The organism is Legionella qingyii, assembly GCF_003184185.1.
Map to the genome: position 1 here is coordinate 26,679 of NZ_QHJG01000030.1, position 15,379 is coordinate 42,057.

Sequence of the window (15,379 nt, forward strand, 5' to 3'; positions counted from 1 at the left end):
GTTTATTTTTTAGTCTATTTACTATAATTGAACTACACGGACTATAGAGAATACGATGATAGTATTGATGAGCAACAGCAAAGAGAATAGAACGGCTGCGACGAACTTACAACAATTGACTCATTTTGATGTTGTAACGTTAGATCAGCTAACTGACTTAAATAAAGCCAAAGAACCGCTTCTATTAGTTGATGTGGATGCTAATGATAAATTTTTACGTTACCTTGAGCCGGTTAGTTTCGCCAAAGCACTATTAAAACAACAGTTATCGGCTCAAATTCAATCCGTTGTTTTTCTCATTTCTGATAATAATAAACACAAAAACTTGTTTGAATTTGCCAGACCTTTTCTTGCCTGCTTGGAACAAGCCTTTAATCATCCAGTAATCGCTTATATCCCCTCCGATTTAAATTACTATGCCACCGTGCTCGTAGCGCCAGAGGAACAGAACTCAAATTGGCAAGTCTACGGCATCGACATTGAAGACTTCCCCAAGGGGGCATCGTTAAATTTAGAATTATTTCAAGGAATAAAAGGCAAACATCTATTATGGGAAGGACCCAACATATTAGAATGGATAGTCACCGACAACAAAGCCATTAGCAGCAGCCCTGCAGTGGCGGAAAATCTCCGCTTTCACTTGTGAAATAGAGCCAAACAGCGCCATTTCTTGACTTTCATCGAGAAGACCATGGTATAATTAACTTAACCCGATAGCGAGAGATTTTAGAACCAATGCTAACAGCATGGGAAGCATCCTGAAGTCGGCGTTGTGCAAGCCCACCCTGTAGTGGGAAGCCTGAACCGACTCATCCGCTACCCACTTGAACCCCAGGGTTCATAATCCATGTCTGTCGGGCTATCCTTTCATTAGTTGCTCTTTTAACAAAAGATATTCATCTCGAACCTTGGCTGCTGCTTCAAACTCCATATTTTTCGCATGCAAATACATTTGTTTTTCCAACGTATTGATGTGTTTCACTAATTCCTGAGTTGACCAATGTAAATATTCTGGGCTTGGTTCAGCAACTGCCGCATTACGTTTTCCTGAATAGGCGCCTTCCATGATATCTGTTATGGATTTATTAATCCCTTTGGGGATGATTCCATGTGCCTCATTGAATGCTTTTTGTTTTTCACGCCTTCTGCTGGTTTCATCCAAAGCCCTTTGCATGGAGCCAGTAATTTTATCAGCATAAAGAATAGCGCGTCCTTTCACGTTACGTGCTGCACGCCCTATAGTCTGAATCAGAGAACGATCAGAGCGTAAAAAACCCTCTTTATCTGCATCAAGAATCGCAACCAAAGCGACCTCTGGCATATCCAAACCTTCACGCAATAAATTGATCCCAACCAAAACATCAAAGACCCCCAGACGCAAATCACGGATAATTTCAACGCGTTCAACCGTGTCGATATCCGAATGCAAATAACGAACTTTAACACCATGCTCGTTCAGATAATCGGTTAAATCCTCTGCCATTCGTTTTGTTAAAGTGGTTACTAAAACCCGTCCATTTTGTTGAATCACCAAGCGAATTTCTGACATTAAATCATCGACCTGGGTACGCACCGGGCGAATTTCGACTTCTGGGTCAACAAGTCCTGTAGGGCGCACTACCTGTTCCGCAACATTATCAGAATGCTCTTGTTCATAAGGGCCAGGAGTTGCTGAAATGTAAATGGTCTGTGGAGAGCGTCCTTCAAATTCTTCGAACCGTAATGGCCGGTTATCCAGCGCCGAAGGCAGTCTAAAACCATACTGGACCAGTGTTTCCTTACGAGCTCGATCACCTCGATACATGCCACCAATTTGGGGTACAGTAACATGGGATTCATCGATAATAAGCAACGCTTCGGCTGGCAAATAGTCAAATAAGGTTGGCGGGGGTTCACCGGCTTCTCGCGCAGATAAATAACGAGAATAGTTTTCAATACCAGAGCAATAACCCAATTCCAGCATCATTTCTATATCAAAAAAAGTACGTTGCTCCAAACGCTGGGCTTCAACCAATTTGTTTTGCGCTTTAAACTCCGCCAAACGTTCTTGCAACTCTTCCTTGACCCAATCTACCGTTTGTAAAATACGATCACGAGGAGTGACGTAATGCGTTTTAGGGAAAATAGTCACCCGCGGCACCCGCCGCAGAATTTCGCCGGTAAGCGGATCAAACTGAGCAATATTCTCCACCTCGTCATCAAAGAGTTCAATGCGTATGGCTTCTCGTTCCGCATCAGCAGGGAAAATATCAATAATGTCGCCATGCACTCGAAATTGGCCACGCTCCAGAGCTAAGTTACTGCGTGTGTATTGCATTTCAGCAAGTCGTCTTAAAATTTTACGCTGATCGGATTGTTCTCCGCGGGAAAGATGTAATACCATACGCAAATAGGAATCAGGATCACCCAAACCATAAATTGCAGAAACTGTTGCGACGATAATCGCATCTTTACGTTCAATTAAGGCTTTGGTGGCAGACAAACGCATCTGTTCTATATGCTCATTGATGGATGAATCTTTTTCAATAAAGGTATCCGAAGCAGGCACATAAGCTTCCGGCTGATAATAATCATAGTAGGAAACAAAATATTCTACCGCATTATCGGGGAAATAGGCTTTAAATTCGCCATAAAGCTGGGCAGCAAGCGTTTTGTTAGGAGCCATAATTAAGGCAGGCCTGCGCATGGCTTGAATAACATGTGCTATAGTAAAAGTCTTGCCTGAGCCAGTAACCCCTAAAAGGGTTTGTTTGGATAAGCCTGATTTCAAGCCGTCAATTAATGAGGCTATGGCGGCCGGCTGGTCACCAGCAGGTTTATAATCGGCATAGAGTTTAAATAAATCTTTCATATCTTTTATAGTATATCTCACAGGAGCAACAAATGGATATCGCATTAGCAAAACGCGTGCAAAAAGTTAAGCCTTCACCTACTTTGGCCGTAGCAGCAAAGGCCACCCAAATGCGTGCTCAAGGGCATGATGTCATTAATCTGGGTACAGGCGAACCCGATTTTGACACACCCAATTACATTAAAGAAGCAGCTATCGCTGCCATTCATCAAGGTTACACCAAGTATACGGCTGTTGATGGCATTCCTGAACTTAAAGAAGCCGTTAAAAATAAATTCAAAAACGATAATAATCTTGATTACCAGGCCAATCAAATTCTAGTTTCAGTAGGAGGCAAACAAAGTTGTTACAACCTCTGCCAAGCCCTGCTTAATCCTGGTGACGAAGTCATTATTCCGGCACCATACTGGGTTTCTTACCCTGATATGGTCTTATTGGCTGATGCAATCCCTGTTATCATTTCTACAACTCCAGCACAAAGATATAAAATTAATGCCCAGCAACTCGAAGCAGCCATCACCCCCAAAACCAGGATGATCTTTTTAAATAGTCCATCCAATCCATCCGGAGTCGCCTACACGCTAGATGAATTAAAATCTTTAGCCGAAGTCTTGAAAAAGCATCCCCAGATTATTATTGCCACGGATGACATGTACGAGCATATCCTTTGGAGCCAACCCTTCGCCAATATTCTTAACGCATGTCCTGAGCTCTATGAGCGAACCATTGTCTTGAACGGCGTATCCAAAGCCTATGCGATGACTGGTTGGCGCATCGGTTATGCAGCAGGCCCTGCTCCATTAATGAATGCGATGAAAACCATCCAATCCCAATCAACATCAAATCCCTGTTCCATTGCCCAAAGAGCAGCTGTAGCAGCACTAACCGGTGGCAATGAAAGTGTATTGGAAATGGTAAAGGCTTTTCGCCAACGACACGATTTTGTAGCATCTCGATTGCAGGAAATGCCAGGAATTGAAGTCATTCCGGCTGATGGGACTTTTTATATTTTCCCAAGCGTGCAAGCAATCATAGAAAAGCGTGGATACAGCAATGACCTTGAATTTTCTGAAAAACTGTTAGTTGAAGCAGGGGTTGCCTTAGTTCCCGGCTCCGCATTTGGCAATGAAGGCTGCATTCGTTTATCCTTTGCGACCAGCATGGAAATATTAGAAGATGCTTTAAATCGCCTGCAACGTTTTTGCAGTTAACACAAAAAATCCCTTCTCCCCAATGGGGAGAAGGTGCCCACAAAGGCAGAAGAGGTATCCTAAAATAGGATAAAAAATAAAAATTTCCCAATAAATATTAAATTTTAAAAAATTATTACTAAATCTACTTGACCCCCAACCAGAATCGTTTTAAGATTCCGACCCTATTCCCCGGTAGCTCAGTCGGTAGAGCGGATGACTGTTAATCATTAGGTCACAAGTTCGAGTCTTGTCCGGGGAGCCAATCCCAGTCTGGGTTTTGGCGAAAATCAATCAAACCTTAAATTTTACGTGTCGAATATGTGTCGAAGTTTGGGATGACGTTCGGAGATAACACGCACCTGTGGTTTCCAAGTTTTTTAGGCTCTTCCCCCAACCCGGGCACTAATCAAGAACACAAAACTTTAAAGCTGCCCCTTATTTGGGGTAGAGCCGATATCATTATTTGAAAAATTATTCCATCTGTTTTCTAATGAATTTGTCCATATAAAATTTCCGCTGTTTCTTTAGTTCTTTCATCGAGTGAGCTCAATAAATCGGCATAAACCAAAATGAAGGGTACATGGTTTTCTTTATGAGTTTTGGTATCAAAATTCCAGAATTTTTTTATTAGCTCTATATTCCCATTGTTATCTTTTTTTAACCTGCATTTATATTGTAATAGTGGTAATGCATCGTCTGCATAAAGTGTAATTATTTGGGGGCTTAGATAATGAGTTAACTTTGCAGCAGCTATTTCTCCTCCCCAAAGAAAATTAAATTCACAGGGATTTGTTTCTTTAAACTGTGCCAGATTATCTGTTGAAAATTTATCGATCATTAATTTTGGACGTAATCTCTCAGCATAGCCAATACACCATTTACTTAATAAGATATCTTTATTAACCAAATGCTTTTCACCACGATTTTTTTCTACGATATATCCATGCTTTTCTAAAATAAAAAGTGTTTTGCTAACACTTCCTAATGCCACATCACTCATTTTAGCAAGCTCACGATAGGTATGCTCTAACGTTTTTTTAATGACAAGCAATGTAAAAATAAGTTTTATACTGGCAACACTCAGTGTGAATTGGGTGATATCCGATAGACTTTTCTTTTGAGGCGTTTCTCCTTTAATAGAGATAAATACAGGGGGAGAATTTATATACATATTGCCAGAGAAATCAACGTACTCAATATTCGCCTTTTGCAATTTATCAGCCAAAACATTTATTAATGTGGTTGCTAATTAAAATGCTTTTTTTATTTAAATGTTGCATATATTGAACGATGGCACCAATATTCGAATTATCGATATTGCCAACGAGTTCAGGGTTATAGATTAGCTTATTATTCTTTTCAATTTGAAGGGTTAATTGATTTCGTTTTTCATCAAATTTACATTGAAGCTTTGATCTATCCTTTATGATCGATAATAGTTTATCTATACTCATCACAATATCCTCTTTGCCATGTTCATAATTATTGCTTGTTCAAATAAAATGAACAACATGAAAAAATGAACAAAATGAAAAAATGAACAAAATGAATGTACAGATTTGTGTTGAATAGCGGAATAATATATACCGTAATTATTACGCCTTCCATGCATTACTTGATGCTTGTATGATACAAAAAAAATCAGCCATGAAAGCTTAATATGAAAACAATCTGCGTGTACTTAGGAGCTAGTTTTGGAAACAATGTTGCATTTAAACAAGCTGTTAATAAGCTTGCTCATGAAATTGTTGATCACGGACTTACACTTGTCTATGGTGGCTCTAGTCTAGGGATGATGGGTTTATTAGCAACTACAGTTAAAGAATTGGGAGGCAAAGTAATAGGAGTTATAACTACTCATCTTTTAGACAAAGAAAAGCCGTTAGATACTCTAGATGAGCTTCATATAGTTGATTCAATGCAAGAACGTAAAAAAATGCTTCAACAATTGGCTGATGCATTTATAGTTATACCTGGTGGGCTAGGAACACTAGAAGAAGCAATTGAAACCTGGAATGCAATAAAAATAGGTGAACTTAACAAAAAGATAGGATTCCTTAATATAGATGAATATTTTGTAAAACTATTTAGTTTTATTGAACATTGTCAAGAAAATGGATTTATACACGCTAAGCAATCTACTATACCTATGATACACGCTGATCCTAGTAGTTTACTTAATAATTTAATTCAATCAGAAGAAGTTCTTGTAATGGATAAGAAACCTGAATTGGTTTGAAAATGTAATAGGTATCTTATGGATGGTATAAATTTAGAAAAACATCATGCTTTTCACTTTGAAATAGGCTAATTTTAAAGAATGTTAAAATTTGTGATGATCAATTTAAGTGAAGGAAGATCTCTTTTAATCAAATGCCAATGGAATTTGAATAATAAATCAAAATCAAACTTGATAAGGTTTAAACTATTATAACCCCATGCTAAAATCAAAATTTAATCTGTGAGGGATCTACTATGGGCATCATATCGCTTTTCGAACAACTGGCTAGCACAACTCACCATAAAATAAATCTTGATGAGCTATTAAAAGAAAAAGATGTTAACATACAGCAAGTATTTGCTAATAACGATGCCTCGTTTCTAAAAAACCTTTTCAATGAAAAAGCAATACTTGCTGATAGAACCACAATTTTTGATCTCTAGACCTTCTAAGTCTTTTAGCATTAGATATGCAAATTAATCCAAATACATCTTCACTGGTTGTTGTTGGATGTGGAATTAAGTTTTTCGCTCATTTAACAACAGAGACAATTGCTTATATACAACAGTCTGATATCGTTCTTTATTTGGTGAATGATCCTGTTCTGAAGTCATGGATACAAAAGCAAAATCAGAATACAGAATCGTTGGACTTTTTATATCGCTCATGCTCTCATCGTGCAGAAGCCTATCAGCGTATTACTAATTATGTTTTAGAGCATCTATACCAAATGAAACATGTATGCTTTGCCCTATATGGTCATCCAAGTGTTTTTTCCAAACCAGGATTAGAAGCAGTTAAGCAGGCGCAAAAAAAAGGTTATTTTGCAAAAATCTTACCTGCTATTTCTGCAGAGGCTTGTCTTTTCGCTGATTTATTGATAGATCCTGGCTCTTTAGGATGTCAATCATTCGAAGCATCGGATTTTTTAATTCACCAGCGACAATTAGATGCTTCGTCACACTTAATCTTGTGGCAAATTGATGCGGTAGGCATTATTGACCATGAATCAACAAATAATAAAAAAATGGGGATTTTGCTCTTATTGGATTATTTGCAGCATTTTTATAAGCCTATAGATGAAATTATTATCTATGAAGCCGCCCAATATCCTGGTTTAGATCCTAGAATAACCCGTACGCAGTTACAGTATTTACCGGATATTCAATTATCGACTATTTCAACCTTATATATTCCCCCTGTAAAAAAGACTCATTGTAATGAGGCAATATTAAGTGCACTCGGATTAATGTAAAAATGACGGATTATTTAACAACTTTGGCTAGAAAATACGCAGCAAATTATAAAGGATTATCAAAGCATTGTTGGCAGGGTATTATGCTTATTTGTATTAATACGCTTACTATTGGCATTTGCTTTTTCCTGTCGCTCTACTTTGTTACTATTAGGCAGTTTACTCCATCCATGGCTGGATTATTACTTTCTTGCTATGGTATGGGTACTGTTTTAGGAGGACTTATTACTGGTAAATTGTCAGATACGTTTTCACCTCATCTTATTTCAATCTCTAGCCTTTTAGTGCAATCTACAACGTTTTTTCTTTTAACTTACTTACATTCAGTCTTCGCATTAATGGCTAATATGTTCTTGCTTGGATTTGCAGCTTATGGATTTAAAACCTCCAATAATGTATGGATGCTTAGCTTATGTCGAAATGATACAAATTTACGGTACAAAACGATTAGTATTTCACATGTTGCTGCCAATTTTGGATTAGGATTATCAGGAGTTCTAATTGCTAGCATGACTACTTATGGATTTAAGTCAATTTTTTATTTATCAAGCTTATTGCTTTTGTGCTCTGCACTTTATCTTTTATTTCAGAAAAATACGAGCACTACTGTACTGTTACCAATCAAAGGACAGCATTACTACGAGTATTCAAATGCGTCTCAAATAATTATATTATTGGTTATTGCATGTGTTTTTCTTGTTGGGTTAATTATTGCCCAGTTAAGCACTACTTATCCTCTCTATATTCAAAAGTTATTTCCACATTTAGGTATTAGGGCCGTAAGTATTTTATTTATCTTAGATACTTTTCTAATTGTCTTTTTCCAAGCTCCATTGACTACCTTAGTAGGTGGGCAAAATAAATTATTAGTAACAGGAATTGGGGCTTTATTAATGGGAATAGGGATGTTGGTTTTAAGCTATTCTTCTGTATTTGTGCTGGCTATTTTCTCATGCATTATTTGGACAACTGGTGAAATGCTCTTTATCTCTACGGCCCAACTTTTATGTTATGAGCAAAGTAGCAATCAGAAAAAGGGACAAAGCTTAGGATTATTTCAAACTGCATTTGCAATAAGCAATGTCATTGGACCAGCCGTAGGAGGTATCATATATCAAAATTGGGGGGGAAATTTACTTTGGTATTGCAGCATGTTCATTGGGACAATGTGTTTTTTTCTGTGTTGGTATGGCAGCAGAACCTATACTAACACATCCTCTTAAGAAGGAAGCATCTGCTGCAAATAATGCTTCTGATGCATGTGGAAATAAAGTATCACTAAACCGCTTGTCACTATTTAGCAGCTCAAGAGAGTTTCTAAGAATGTTATGAGTATCTATAGAATTATGAAAGTAGCTGAACTTAACAAATTTTGCTATTTGTCCAACAACAGTATCAGAAGACAACGCTCCATCTTTTGATAATTCTTCAATGAAAATATTCATGATATGCTCTAGTTCGCGTACTTCATTTATTGTACTGGAGGCAAGGCGTGATCTTGGTGAGAATATACGAGTAGCAGGATGCTGTAATGAATAATATATTGGGAAATAATCTGTTTGAAAATTAAAATGTTTAGGTTGCATCACTGTTGGCCTATATTTTTTTAGGCCATAAGACTCCACAAAAGCTTGCTGCAAAATATCTACCGGCAAAGCATTATTATCTGTTGCAGGAGCATAACCAGGAGCAGCCCCTAAAGCAGTAGCAAATAAATGTTTCGCTGTATCGACAAGGTAAGGATTGGGTTTTAAATTACGATTTTTTTGTATGATCGAAAAAGTGATATCATAGTAAATTCTGTTTCGCTCATACTCATATCGATACCATGCCAATTCGTGCAAATATTGTTTCAAAGCTTTCCAACCCACATCATTATGCAAACTAATTAACCAATTTTCTGAGAAATAAACAATACAACAACGCCAATCAGTACTAATTACCTTACTATTGACTACCTCTCTAAAAACTTGCCAATGTTCATATAGTGATTTTGCTGGTCGACTTTTAATATTAAAATCTCGCTGTAAATTTGAGTGATTTAGAGTTGCTCCTATATTAGGTAACATAAATGTTGATCGCGCTCCGGCTGTTGAAGACAACAATCCATTGGGCGTATAAACATGACTCTTTCTTTTATTTAATATGGTTGAGAGAGGAAAAATATCCCCAGGTTTATAAACAAGCCAGGGAATTGTGATTTGTTCATTTTTCAAATCAATATAACACTCAAGCTCTTTCTCAAGAATCATGCCTAAAGGCGTGCCATTTAAGCTATATCCAAGATGCTGAAGAATATCTTGTGGAACATTGGGATCCGTGATTCGGTAGTAGTCTCCATTTATATTCGGAAATAAGGAGCTGCATGTGTCAGCATCGGTATCACCATAAAGATAATAGGCAATATAAAGAGGGTAAGATTGATTCGGCGATAACTGATCTACGATACTTGTGAATATAGGCTCTACTTTTGCAAAACGATGACGAATATCTGACCAAAAACATTTAACCAATCCTTTTCTTTCATCAACCGCTGTATACATCAATGCAACATCCTGTATTTTAGGTTGTGTCCTCATTTTTTGCCTTGAAACCAAATGAAGTCACGTTCTAGTATGATCTAGTAAAAACCTGCGATTTTAGTTCTACAAAATGAGGCATGTCAACAAATTAGATTCGCCACCCTGATCCTTTTTTAATTAATTTGATCATTATTAGGCCCTTAAATTTAAATGAAAATAAAGTAATTTTTTTCTTTAATATTCGATGTTTCAATTAATCGAGCTCAACCTTTAAGAAAAAACTTATTTTATAAATTTAGATATGAAATCCATCAGCTAAAAATAACTTTGGAAAAGGACTGATTTTTAATCAGAAGTATAGGATTAAATATGGAATTATTATGGAAGAAAAAAGCATCATTGAAGTCACTCTAAATACTCAGGAGAAGCAAAAACTAATACATGAGTTTAACGAGATTGTATATGACCCTTCAGGAGGAGAGCGTTACATCCAATTGCTCCGGAAAAAAATATACAAAGTTTTACCAGAAACATTAATTAATACACTGACAAGTCAGCGCAGTGCCGATAAATTGGCTTCTGCAATAGTAGTTAACAATGTTCCAATCGATGAAGCCATTTATGGAAGTCCAGACTTCGAACAAACAGGCAGATTATTTAAATCAGGAACCCTTAGTGAAAATATTATTACCGCCTTTGCCTCTCTAGTAGGTGAACCTTACTCCATATATTTCGAGGGGCAAGAACTTGTTAACAATTTAACCCCACAGAGAAAAACTCGATTTGATTATACTGGCTTGGGTTCAGAAGTTGAGCTTGATTTTCATATTGAAAATGCAGCGTTACAGTATATTTCTGAGGATGATTATTCCCCATCGGGTATATTCTTTCTAGGTATTAGAGTTGATGAAACCATTGAACCAACAAAAACATTCATCGCTGATACTCGAAAGGCCTTAAAATTACTAAGCACCTATGATTTGAAGATTTTATATGGCGCGAATTTTTATTTAAACCTCCCCTATCGCTGGCGAGAAATTTTCTCACATGACGCCATGGTAAAATGCTCTGTAATCAGAGGTACATTGAATAAACCTCGCATAAGTGTCGCTTTTTACTCGAATATGATACTACCAATAAATCATGCAGCTAAAATGGCGTTAGTTCATTTTCACCAGGCAGTCAAAGAAACATCTGAGGCCATTCAAATTACTCCGGGAAAATTAATCTATGTGGATAATCGTTTCACTCTGCATGCTCGAGAACGATTTACGCCAACCTACGACAACCAGGGTTGTCCTTATCGATGGATCCAACGCATCTTTGTAAGCCCCAGTTTATGGGCATTCAGGAATTTTCAAACTGTAGGAGGAAGAGTCTTTCTTCCACATTCTAATAAAGGAATACACAATCATGTTTTTTCACACATCACAGAAGTTGCCTAAAGGACTCTTTAAAGCATGTGTTGTTCCTAGGCCTATTGCCTGGATCAGCACTAAAGATACTGATGGCAATCCTAATTTGGCACCTTTTAGCTATTTTAATATTGTCTGTGAAGACCCTCCTATGATTATGTTTGCCACAACCGGCTCACATGGCAGCGGGGGAGCCAAGGATACGTTAAAAAACGTTGAGGAAACCAAAGAATTTACCGTCAATTTAGTGAGTTATCGCAGTAAAGAGGCAATGAATATTACGTCACTAGATTTTTCACGAGGAATTAACGAATTTCATATGGCGGAGGTGGAGCATTTACCTGGGGAGCTCATCCAAACCTATCGCGTTAATGGGTCTCCTATTAGTTTGGAATGTGTTTATCACCAATCGGTGCAATTACCGACACCTAATGACTCGGGTTTAATCAACAGGATGGTCATTGCGAAAGTCGTTGGTATTCATCTTAATCCGGACATCTTAACCAAGGATAAACGAATCGATACCAACAAACTTAATCTCATCGCAAGAGTAGGATACAACGCCTACACCAAAGTCAAAGCACACTTCGAGTTAAACAGACCTTGCGGCTGCTGTGATAAATTAATGGATTAAACATAATGAATAAGAAAACAATCAAAATAGGTATTATCGGTGGAATGGGGCCTTTAGCTTCATCAGCATTTGTTGAAACTCTTTATACGGTCTATCTAAGCAAGCATACTTTAAAAAAAGAATACCATCCTCCTTATGTGTATTTATATTCAGAGCCCTTGCAAACTCAATCAACAGCACTGATGTCTGTTCATCAAAGTAAAGCGGAACTCTTAGCAAAGCTGGAAAATAATATAGCTTATCTCTTACAGCAAAATGTCGACTACCTTATTATTTGCTGCTTTACTGCCCATGCATTACTTCCCCAATTATTACCTGAGCACCAGGCTAAAATTTGCTCCCTTGTAACATGGGTTTTAGAACATGTACTTGCACAAAATACTCAATTTATCGTTCTTTGTGCTTCTTCCGCCAAAGAGGCACAGGTTTTGGAGAACCATCCACTTTGGGTAAAGGCAGCACGGCAAATTACTTTTGTTGGGAGTGAGGCGCAAACACAACTCAATACGCTGATTAAGGCAGTGAAGGACAATCTCGTGGATGCACCGCTACTTGATGAGTTTTTAGAATTTATGAGCCGATTTCCAGAGCACCAATTTATTATTGCTTGTGCAGAACTCCATATCCTCCATAAAAAACTCCAGGACTACTCTCAAATGCAATTCGCCAACGTGTTTGATCCCTTTTATCACGTGTCGCAAAATATCTGGGGTTGATTAGCATGAAAAAACTAGATTTATTCCCCATTACAAGAGCAATGCAAGCCATTTGCCCAAGTGTTATAAGTGATTTAAAAGCAAATTGGGACGAGACTTTGTCCTCCTATATAAAACAAGTGTGGCAAAAACCGATTTCTTGTGTAAGCCCATTAGCACGTCAATCTAGAGCGAAATTCTATTCGGCATTGAGGCTTTTCTTTGGTTCTAACTATATTAATTTTGAACTCGCTTTTTCTGAATTTGACCGCTATCCCATTTTGCAAACTGGACCACATTGTCAGTTGTACGCCAATGAGATTGACTTTAATGCCATCTTGATGAGTTGGATGGGAAGCCAACTCCATCAGCTAAACCATATGTTTATCTTAAATAGCGTGACACGAACATTACAATGGAGTAAACAGCAAGGGCCAGGCTGGCTTAACTTAAAGCAAGGGGTAATTAATTTATTTGCATTAACGCCAAAACAGATGTCCAAACTGAGTGTTTGTTCCTCCTACCCTCGATTAACTTATTGCATTGATAATTTCATCCGATATTTGACTCAAGCTGATTCTTTAGAAAAAAAAGGAATAGAAAAATTACTTACAACCATTGATTCCAATGAATATAAAGGATTTATTCCAGCATTCACCTTATCGAATCGAAACTTACTCACGCAGTGTGATCATGCCCAAGAAGTCCAGCCAGTGATCCTAAATGATAACTTCACATCACTTTTAGTTGCAGAACATTTACGTGATCCTGAAGGAATTATTTACCAGCTTATTTTTTCCTCTAAACAACGCAGTAAGTTGAACTATTTAATTAATCTCTTAATGCATGAAAAGAGTCATTTATTCTTAAAACAGGGGACAGAATTTTTTTGGGGCGTCAGAGACAATAAGATACGTGCATTAAGAATTGTGGATAATGTTTTTAAAGAAGAGACAACCAATCTAAGTAAACAATTAAAAATACCATTAGATCCTCAATCTATTTGTGAGGCCCTTATCAATGGGCAATTAATTCCCAATATCTTTTTAAGTTTTCTAGTTTTATGCCTTATGCCCCAAATTCGAGTATTGGGTGGAACGCGACAAATTGCTTATCTTCCTTTAATCCAAAAAATCTTTGGCGAGCTACTCGGTCCGAATGTTGTTGATGAACAAGAGCTCCTGCAAGAGATGTTAAGTAATGATTTAAACGCATGGGGGACCAACTTTATTCAGGATACGTCTACACCCCTTGAATGGCTTGGTCGTTTATCTTCGGGAAAGGAGCTCTCTTCTCTCAGTACTTATTATCTAGATAAATCGGTATCAGAAATTACCCAAGAATTAGCAATTTTTAAGGAACATCCACTATGGAAGCATATGATATAAACTCATCTCCTTGTTTACTCGTCATCGGGGCACGAGAACATACATTACAAAAACTTATGACAATGCAAGTTCAATTTGTGCTGATTCAGTCGCAACTTGATCCTTTAACTGAGTATTTGGTTGAAAACATCGTATTCGTTGATACTTATGAGAATCTTTCTGAAATAAGTCAAATAGCAGAAAATTTACATCAAGCTCACCATTTTAGAGCGGTTGTTTCTTTTACAGAGTTTGGTTTATACCCGGCAGCATTAATCGCTGAACAATTGAACATTAAAGGCAATGCAGTATTTCCAGTGGATCATACACGCGATAAACTTAAAATGCGCTGTTTACTTAAGAAGCATCAGCTTGACTCCATTGTCTATCAAAACTGCCGCACTTTAGAAGATGTATATGCCTTTTATGAGCAAATAAAGGCTCCTTTTATCCTCAAACCTGCTCATGGCGCAGGAAGTCAAGGTGTTTTTTATGTTGACGCCGTTGAAAATATCACTAAAGCATGGAATTGGGCTACACAGCTCGACAACCAAGAGCTTATTGCAGAAGAGTTTCTTTTAGGTAAAGAATACAGTGTGGAATCCTTAAGTTTGGATGGGCAACATCAAATCATTGCCATTACTGAAAAGCTTACAACAGAAGTTCCCCATTTTATTGAATTCGGTCATTACACTCCTGCTCGCCTAACTCCAGATATGCAACAAAAAATACAGCAAATTATGCTTCGATTTTTAGATATTATTCAACACCAAAATGGTCCGGCGCATACTGAAATTAAAGTACATCAGGGTGAAATAAAAATGATTGAATCACAAACCCGAATGGGAGGCGATCAAATTTGGGAGCTAACCGAATTGACCACAGGAGTGGATGTCATTTCTGAAACGGTGCTCCATTTATTGGGATTATGTCAAAAAACAAGGAATAAAAAAGAAAATGCCGCTGCTGTTTTATTTTTTGCACGAGAATTTGAAGAAATTCTTGATATTAATGGCCTTGAGTCTGCAAACAATTTACCTGGAATTGTTCGTATTCATTGTACCCTGAAAAAAGGTCAGAAGTTTGGGAAACTAAGCTCTTCTCAATCCAGACAAGGATATATTTTAGGAACAGGACACGATATTGATGAAGCGATTTCTACAGTGCATTTGGCTATGAAACAGGTACAAATAACAACAAAAGTTCACCATGATTAGGGAAGTACT

15 protein-coding genes, 1 tRNA gene and 1 other RNA gene are annotated in these 15,379 nt (G+C 37.5%); 13 read left to right on the plus strand and 4 right to left on the minus strand.

The genetic code is table 11. From position 1 onward, the window contains the following. Positions 1 to 55: 55 nt before the first annotated feature. Together DGG96_RS15955 and ssrS are read left to right on the plus strand one after the other, a co-directional pair. A complete protein-coding gene (locus DGG96_RS15955; protein ID WP_110143635.1) occupies positions 56 to 646 on the plus strand; it encodes a hypothetical protein in 591 nt (196 codons plus the stop codon). A gap of 58 nt (positions 647 to 704) precedes the next feature. After that, a non-coding RNA gene (gene ssrS / locus DGG96_RS15960) (6S RNA) lies at positions 705 to 865 on the plus strand. Here ssrS and uvrB read toward each other — a convergent pair. Further along, positions 860 to 2,851 carry an excinuclease ABC subunit UvrB gene (gene uvrB / locus DGG96_RS15965; protein WP_110143661.1) on the minus strand — a complete coding sequence of 664 codons (1,992 nt, stop codon included), beginning with the start codon at positions 2,849 to 2,851 and terminating at the stop codon, positions 860 to 862. The genes ssrS and uvrB overlap by 6 nt on opposite strands. Before the next feature lie 32 nt (positions 2,852 to 2,883). Between uvrB and DGG96_RS15970 the strand changes: the two genes are divergently transcribed. Both DGG96_RS15970 and DGG96_RS15975 read left to right on the plus strand, forming a co-directional pair. Continuing rightward, entirely contained in the window at positions 2,884 to 4,062 is a 1,179-nt protein-coding gene (locus tag DGG96_RS15970) for a pyridoxal phosphate-dependent aminotransferase (RefSeq protein WP_110143636.1), read from the plus strand. Positions 4,063 to 4,230: 168 nt separating this feature from the next. Then, positions 4,231 to 4,306: transfer RNA gene (locus DGG96_RS15975), tRNA-Asn, on the plus strand. A gap of 225 nt (positions 4,307 to 4,531) precedes the next feature. On the opposite strand, the gene DGG96_RS15980 is transcribed toward DGG96_RS15975, so the two are convergent. Together DGG96_RS15980 and DGG96_RS21215 are read right to left on the minus strand one after the other, a co-directional pair. Beyond that, positions 4,532 to 5,269, minus strand: coding sequence for a type IV toxin-antitoxin system AbiEi family antitoxin (locus DGG96_RS15980; RefSeq protein WP_240610471.1), 738 nt, complete (start codon positions 5,267 to 5,269; stop codon positions 4,532 to 4,534). Further along, positions 5,262 to 5,501: a hypothetical protein gene (locus DGG96_RS21215; protein WP_240610472.1), complete on the minus strand. Its 240-nt coding sequence runs from the start codon at positions 5,499 to 5,501 to the stop codon at positions 5,262 to 5,264. Before DGG96_RS21215 ends, DGG96_RS15980 begins: the two co-directional genes overlap by 8 nt. A 203-nt stretch (positions 5,502 to 5,704) precedes the next feature. On the opposite strand from DGG96_RS21215, the gene DGG96_RS15985 reads away from it, so the two are divergent. The 4 genes from DGG96_RS15985 (at position 5,705) to DGG96_RS16000 (ending at position 8,743) form a co-directional block, all read left to right on the plus strand. Beyond that, on the plus strand, positions 5,705 to 6,283 hold the full coding sequence (locus tag DGG96_RS15985) for an LOG family protein (RefSeq protein WP_110143637.1): 579 nt from the start codon (positions 5,705 to 5,707) through the stop codon (positions 6,281 to 6,283). Between the two features lie 236 nt (positions 6,284 to 6,519). Further along, positions 6,520 to 6,708: a hypothetical protein gene (locus tag DGG96_RS15990; RefSeq protein ID WP_110143638.1), complete on the plus strand. Its 189-nt coding sequence runs from the start codon at positions 6,520 to 6,522 to the stop codon at positions 6,706 to 6,708. Positions 6,709 to 6,734: 26 nt separating this feature from the next. Next, positions 6,735 to 7,520: an SAM-dependent methyltransferase gene (locus tag DGG96_RS15995; RefSeq protein WP_110143639.1), complete on the plus strand. Its 786-nt coding sequence runs from the start codon at positions 6,735 to 6,737 to the stop codon at positions 7,518 to 7,520. Positions 7,521 to 7,522: 2 nt separating this feature from the next. Further along, a complete protein-coding gene (locus tag DGG96_RS16000) occupies positions 7,523 to 8,743 on the plus strand; it encodes an MFS transporter (protein WP_110143640.1) in 1,221 nt (406 codons plus the stop codon). Here the strand turns inward: DGG96_RS16000 and DGG96_RS16005 are convergent. After that, on the minus strand, positions 8,654 to 10,099 hold the full coding sequence (locus DGG96_RS16005) for a hypothetical protein (RefSeq protein WP_233590617.1): 1,446 nt from the start codon (positions 10,097 to 10,099) through the stop codon (positions 8,654 to 8,656). The genes DGG96_RS16000 and DGG96_RS16005 overlap by 90 nt on opposite strands. Before the next feature lie 323 nt (positions 10,100 to 10,422). Here DGG96_RS16005 and DGG96_RS16010 point away from each other — a divergent pair, with 323 nt between their 5' ends. The 5 genes from DGG96_RS16010 to DGG96_RS16030 are packed head-to-tail and all read left to right on the plus strand — an operon-like array spanning position 10,423 to position 15,370. Next, on the plus strand, positions 10,423 to 11,487 hold the full coding sequence (locus DGG96_RS16010) for a Fe(II)-2OG oxygenase family protein (RefSeq protein ID WP_110143642.1): 1,065 nt from the start codon (positions 10,423 to 10,425) through the stop codon (positions 11,485 to 11,487). Next, on the plus strand, positions 11,456 to 12,091 hold the full coding sequence (locus DGG96_RS16015; RefSeq protein ID WP_110143643.1) for a flavin reductase family protein: 636 nt from the start codon (positions 11,456 to 11,458) through the stop codon (positions 12,089 to 12,091). Before DGG96_RS16010 ends, DGG96_RS16015 begins: the two co-directional genes overlap by 32 nt. A 5-nt stretch (positions 12,092 to 12,096) precedes the next feature. Beyond that, entirely contained in the window at positions 12,097 to 12,807 is a 711-nt protein-coding gene (locus DGG96_RS16020) for an aspartate/glutamate racemase family protein (RefSeq protein WP_110143644.1), read from the plus strand. Between the two features lie 5 nt (positions 12,808 to 12,812). Next, positions 12,813 to 14,174, plus strand: coding sequence for a hypothetical protein (locus tag DGG96_RS16025; protein WP_110143645.1), 1,362 nt, complete (start codon positions 12,813 to 12,815; stop codon positions 14,172 to 14,174). Beyond that, positions 14,156 to 15,370: an ATP-grasp domain-containing protein gene (locus DGG96_RS16030; RefSeq protein ID WP_110143646.1), complete on the plus strand. Its 1,215-nt coding sequence runs from the start codon at positions 14,156 to 14,158 to the stop codon at positions 15,368 to 15,370. The genes DGG96_RS16025 and DGG96_RS16030 overlap by 19 nt, the downstream gene beginning before the upstream one ends. Positions 15,371 to 15,379 lie beyond the last annotated feature (9 nt).

Coding starts and splice junctions, on each gene's coding strand:
- DGG96_RS15955 (WP_110143635.1), top strand. CDS start 56: ATGATAGTATTGATGAGCAACAGCAAAGAGAATAGAACGGCTGCGACG.
- uvrB (WP_110143661.1), bottom strand. CDS start 2,851: ATGAAAGATTTATTTAAACTCTATGCCGATTATAAACCTGCTGGTGAC.
- DGG96_RS15970 (WP_110143636.1), top strand. CDS start 2,884: ATGGATATCGCATTAGCAAAACGCGTGCAAAAAGTTAAGCCTTCACCT.
- DGG96_RS15985 (WP_110143637.1), top strand. CDS start 5,705: ATGAAAACAATCTGCGTGTACTTAGGAGCTAGTTTTGGAAACAATGTT.
- DGG96_RS15990 (WP_110143638.1), top strand. CDS start 6,520: ATGGGCATCATATCGCTTTTCGAACAACTGGCTAGCACAACTCACCAT.
- DGG96_RS15995 (WP_110143639.1), top strand. CDS start 6,735: ATGCAAATTAATCCAAATACATCTTCACTGGTTGTTGTTGGATGTGGA.
- DGG96_RS16000 (WP_110143640.1), top strand. CDS start 7,523: ATGACGGATTATTTAACAACTTTGGCTAGAAAATACGCAGCAAATTAT.
- DGG96_RS16005 (WP_233590617.1), bottom strand. CDS start 10,099: ATGAGGACACAACCTAAAATACAGGATGTTGCATTGATGTATACAGCG.
- DGG96_RS16010 (WP_110143642.1), top strand. CDS start 10,423: ATGGAAGAAAAAAGCATCATTGAAGTCACTCTAAATACTCAGGAGAAG.
- DGG96_RS16015 (WP_110143643.1), top strand. CDS start 11,456: ATGTTTTTTCACACATCACAGAAGTTGCCTAAAGGACTCTTTAAAGCA.
- DGG96_RS16020 (WP_110143644.1), top strand. CDS start 12,097: ATGAATAAGAAAACAATCAAAATAGGTATTATCGGTGGAATGGGGCCT.
- DGG96_RS16025 (WP_110143645.1), top strand. CDS start 12,813: ATGAAAAAACTAGATTTATTCCCCATTACAAGAGCAATGCAAGCCATT.
- DGG96_RS16030 (WP_110143646.1), top strand. CDS start 14,156: ATGGAAGCATATGATATAAACTCATCTCCTTGTTTACTCGTCATCGGG.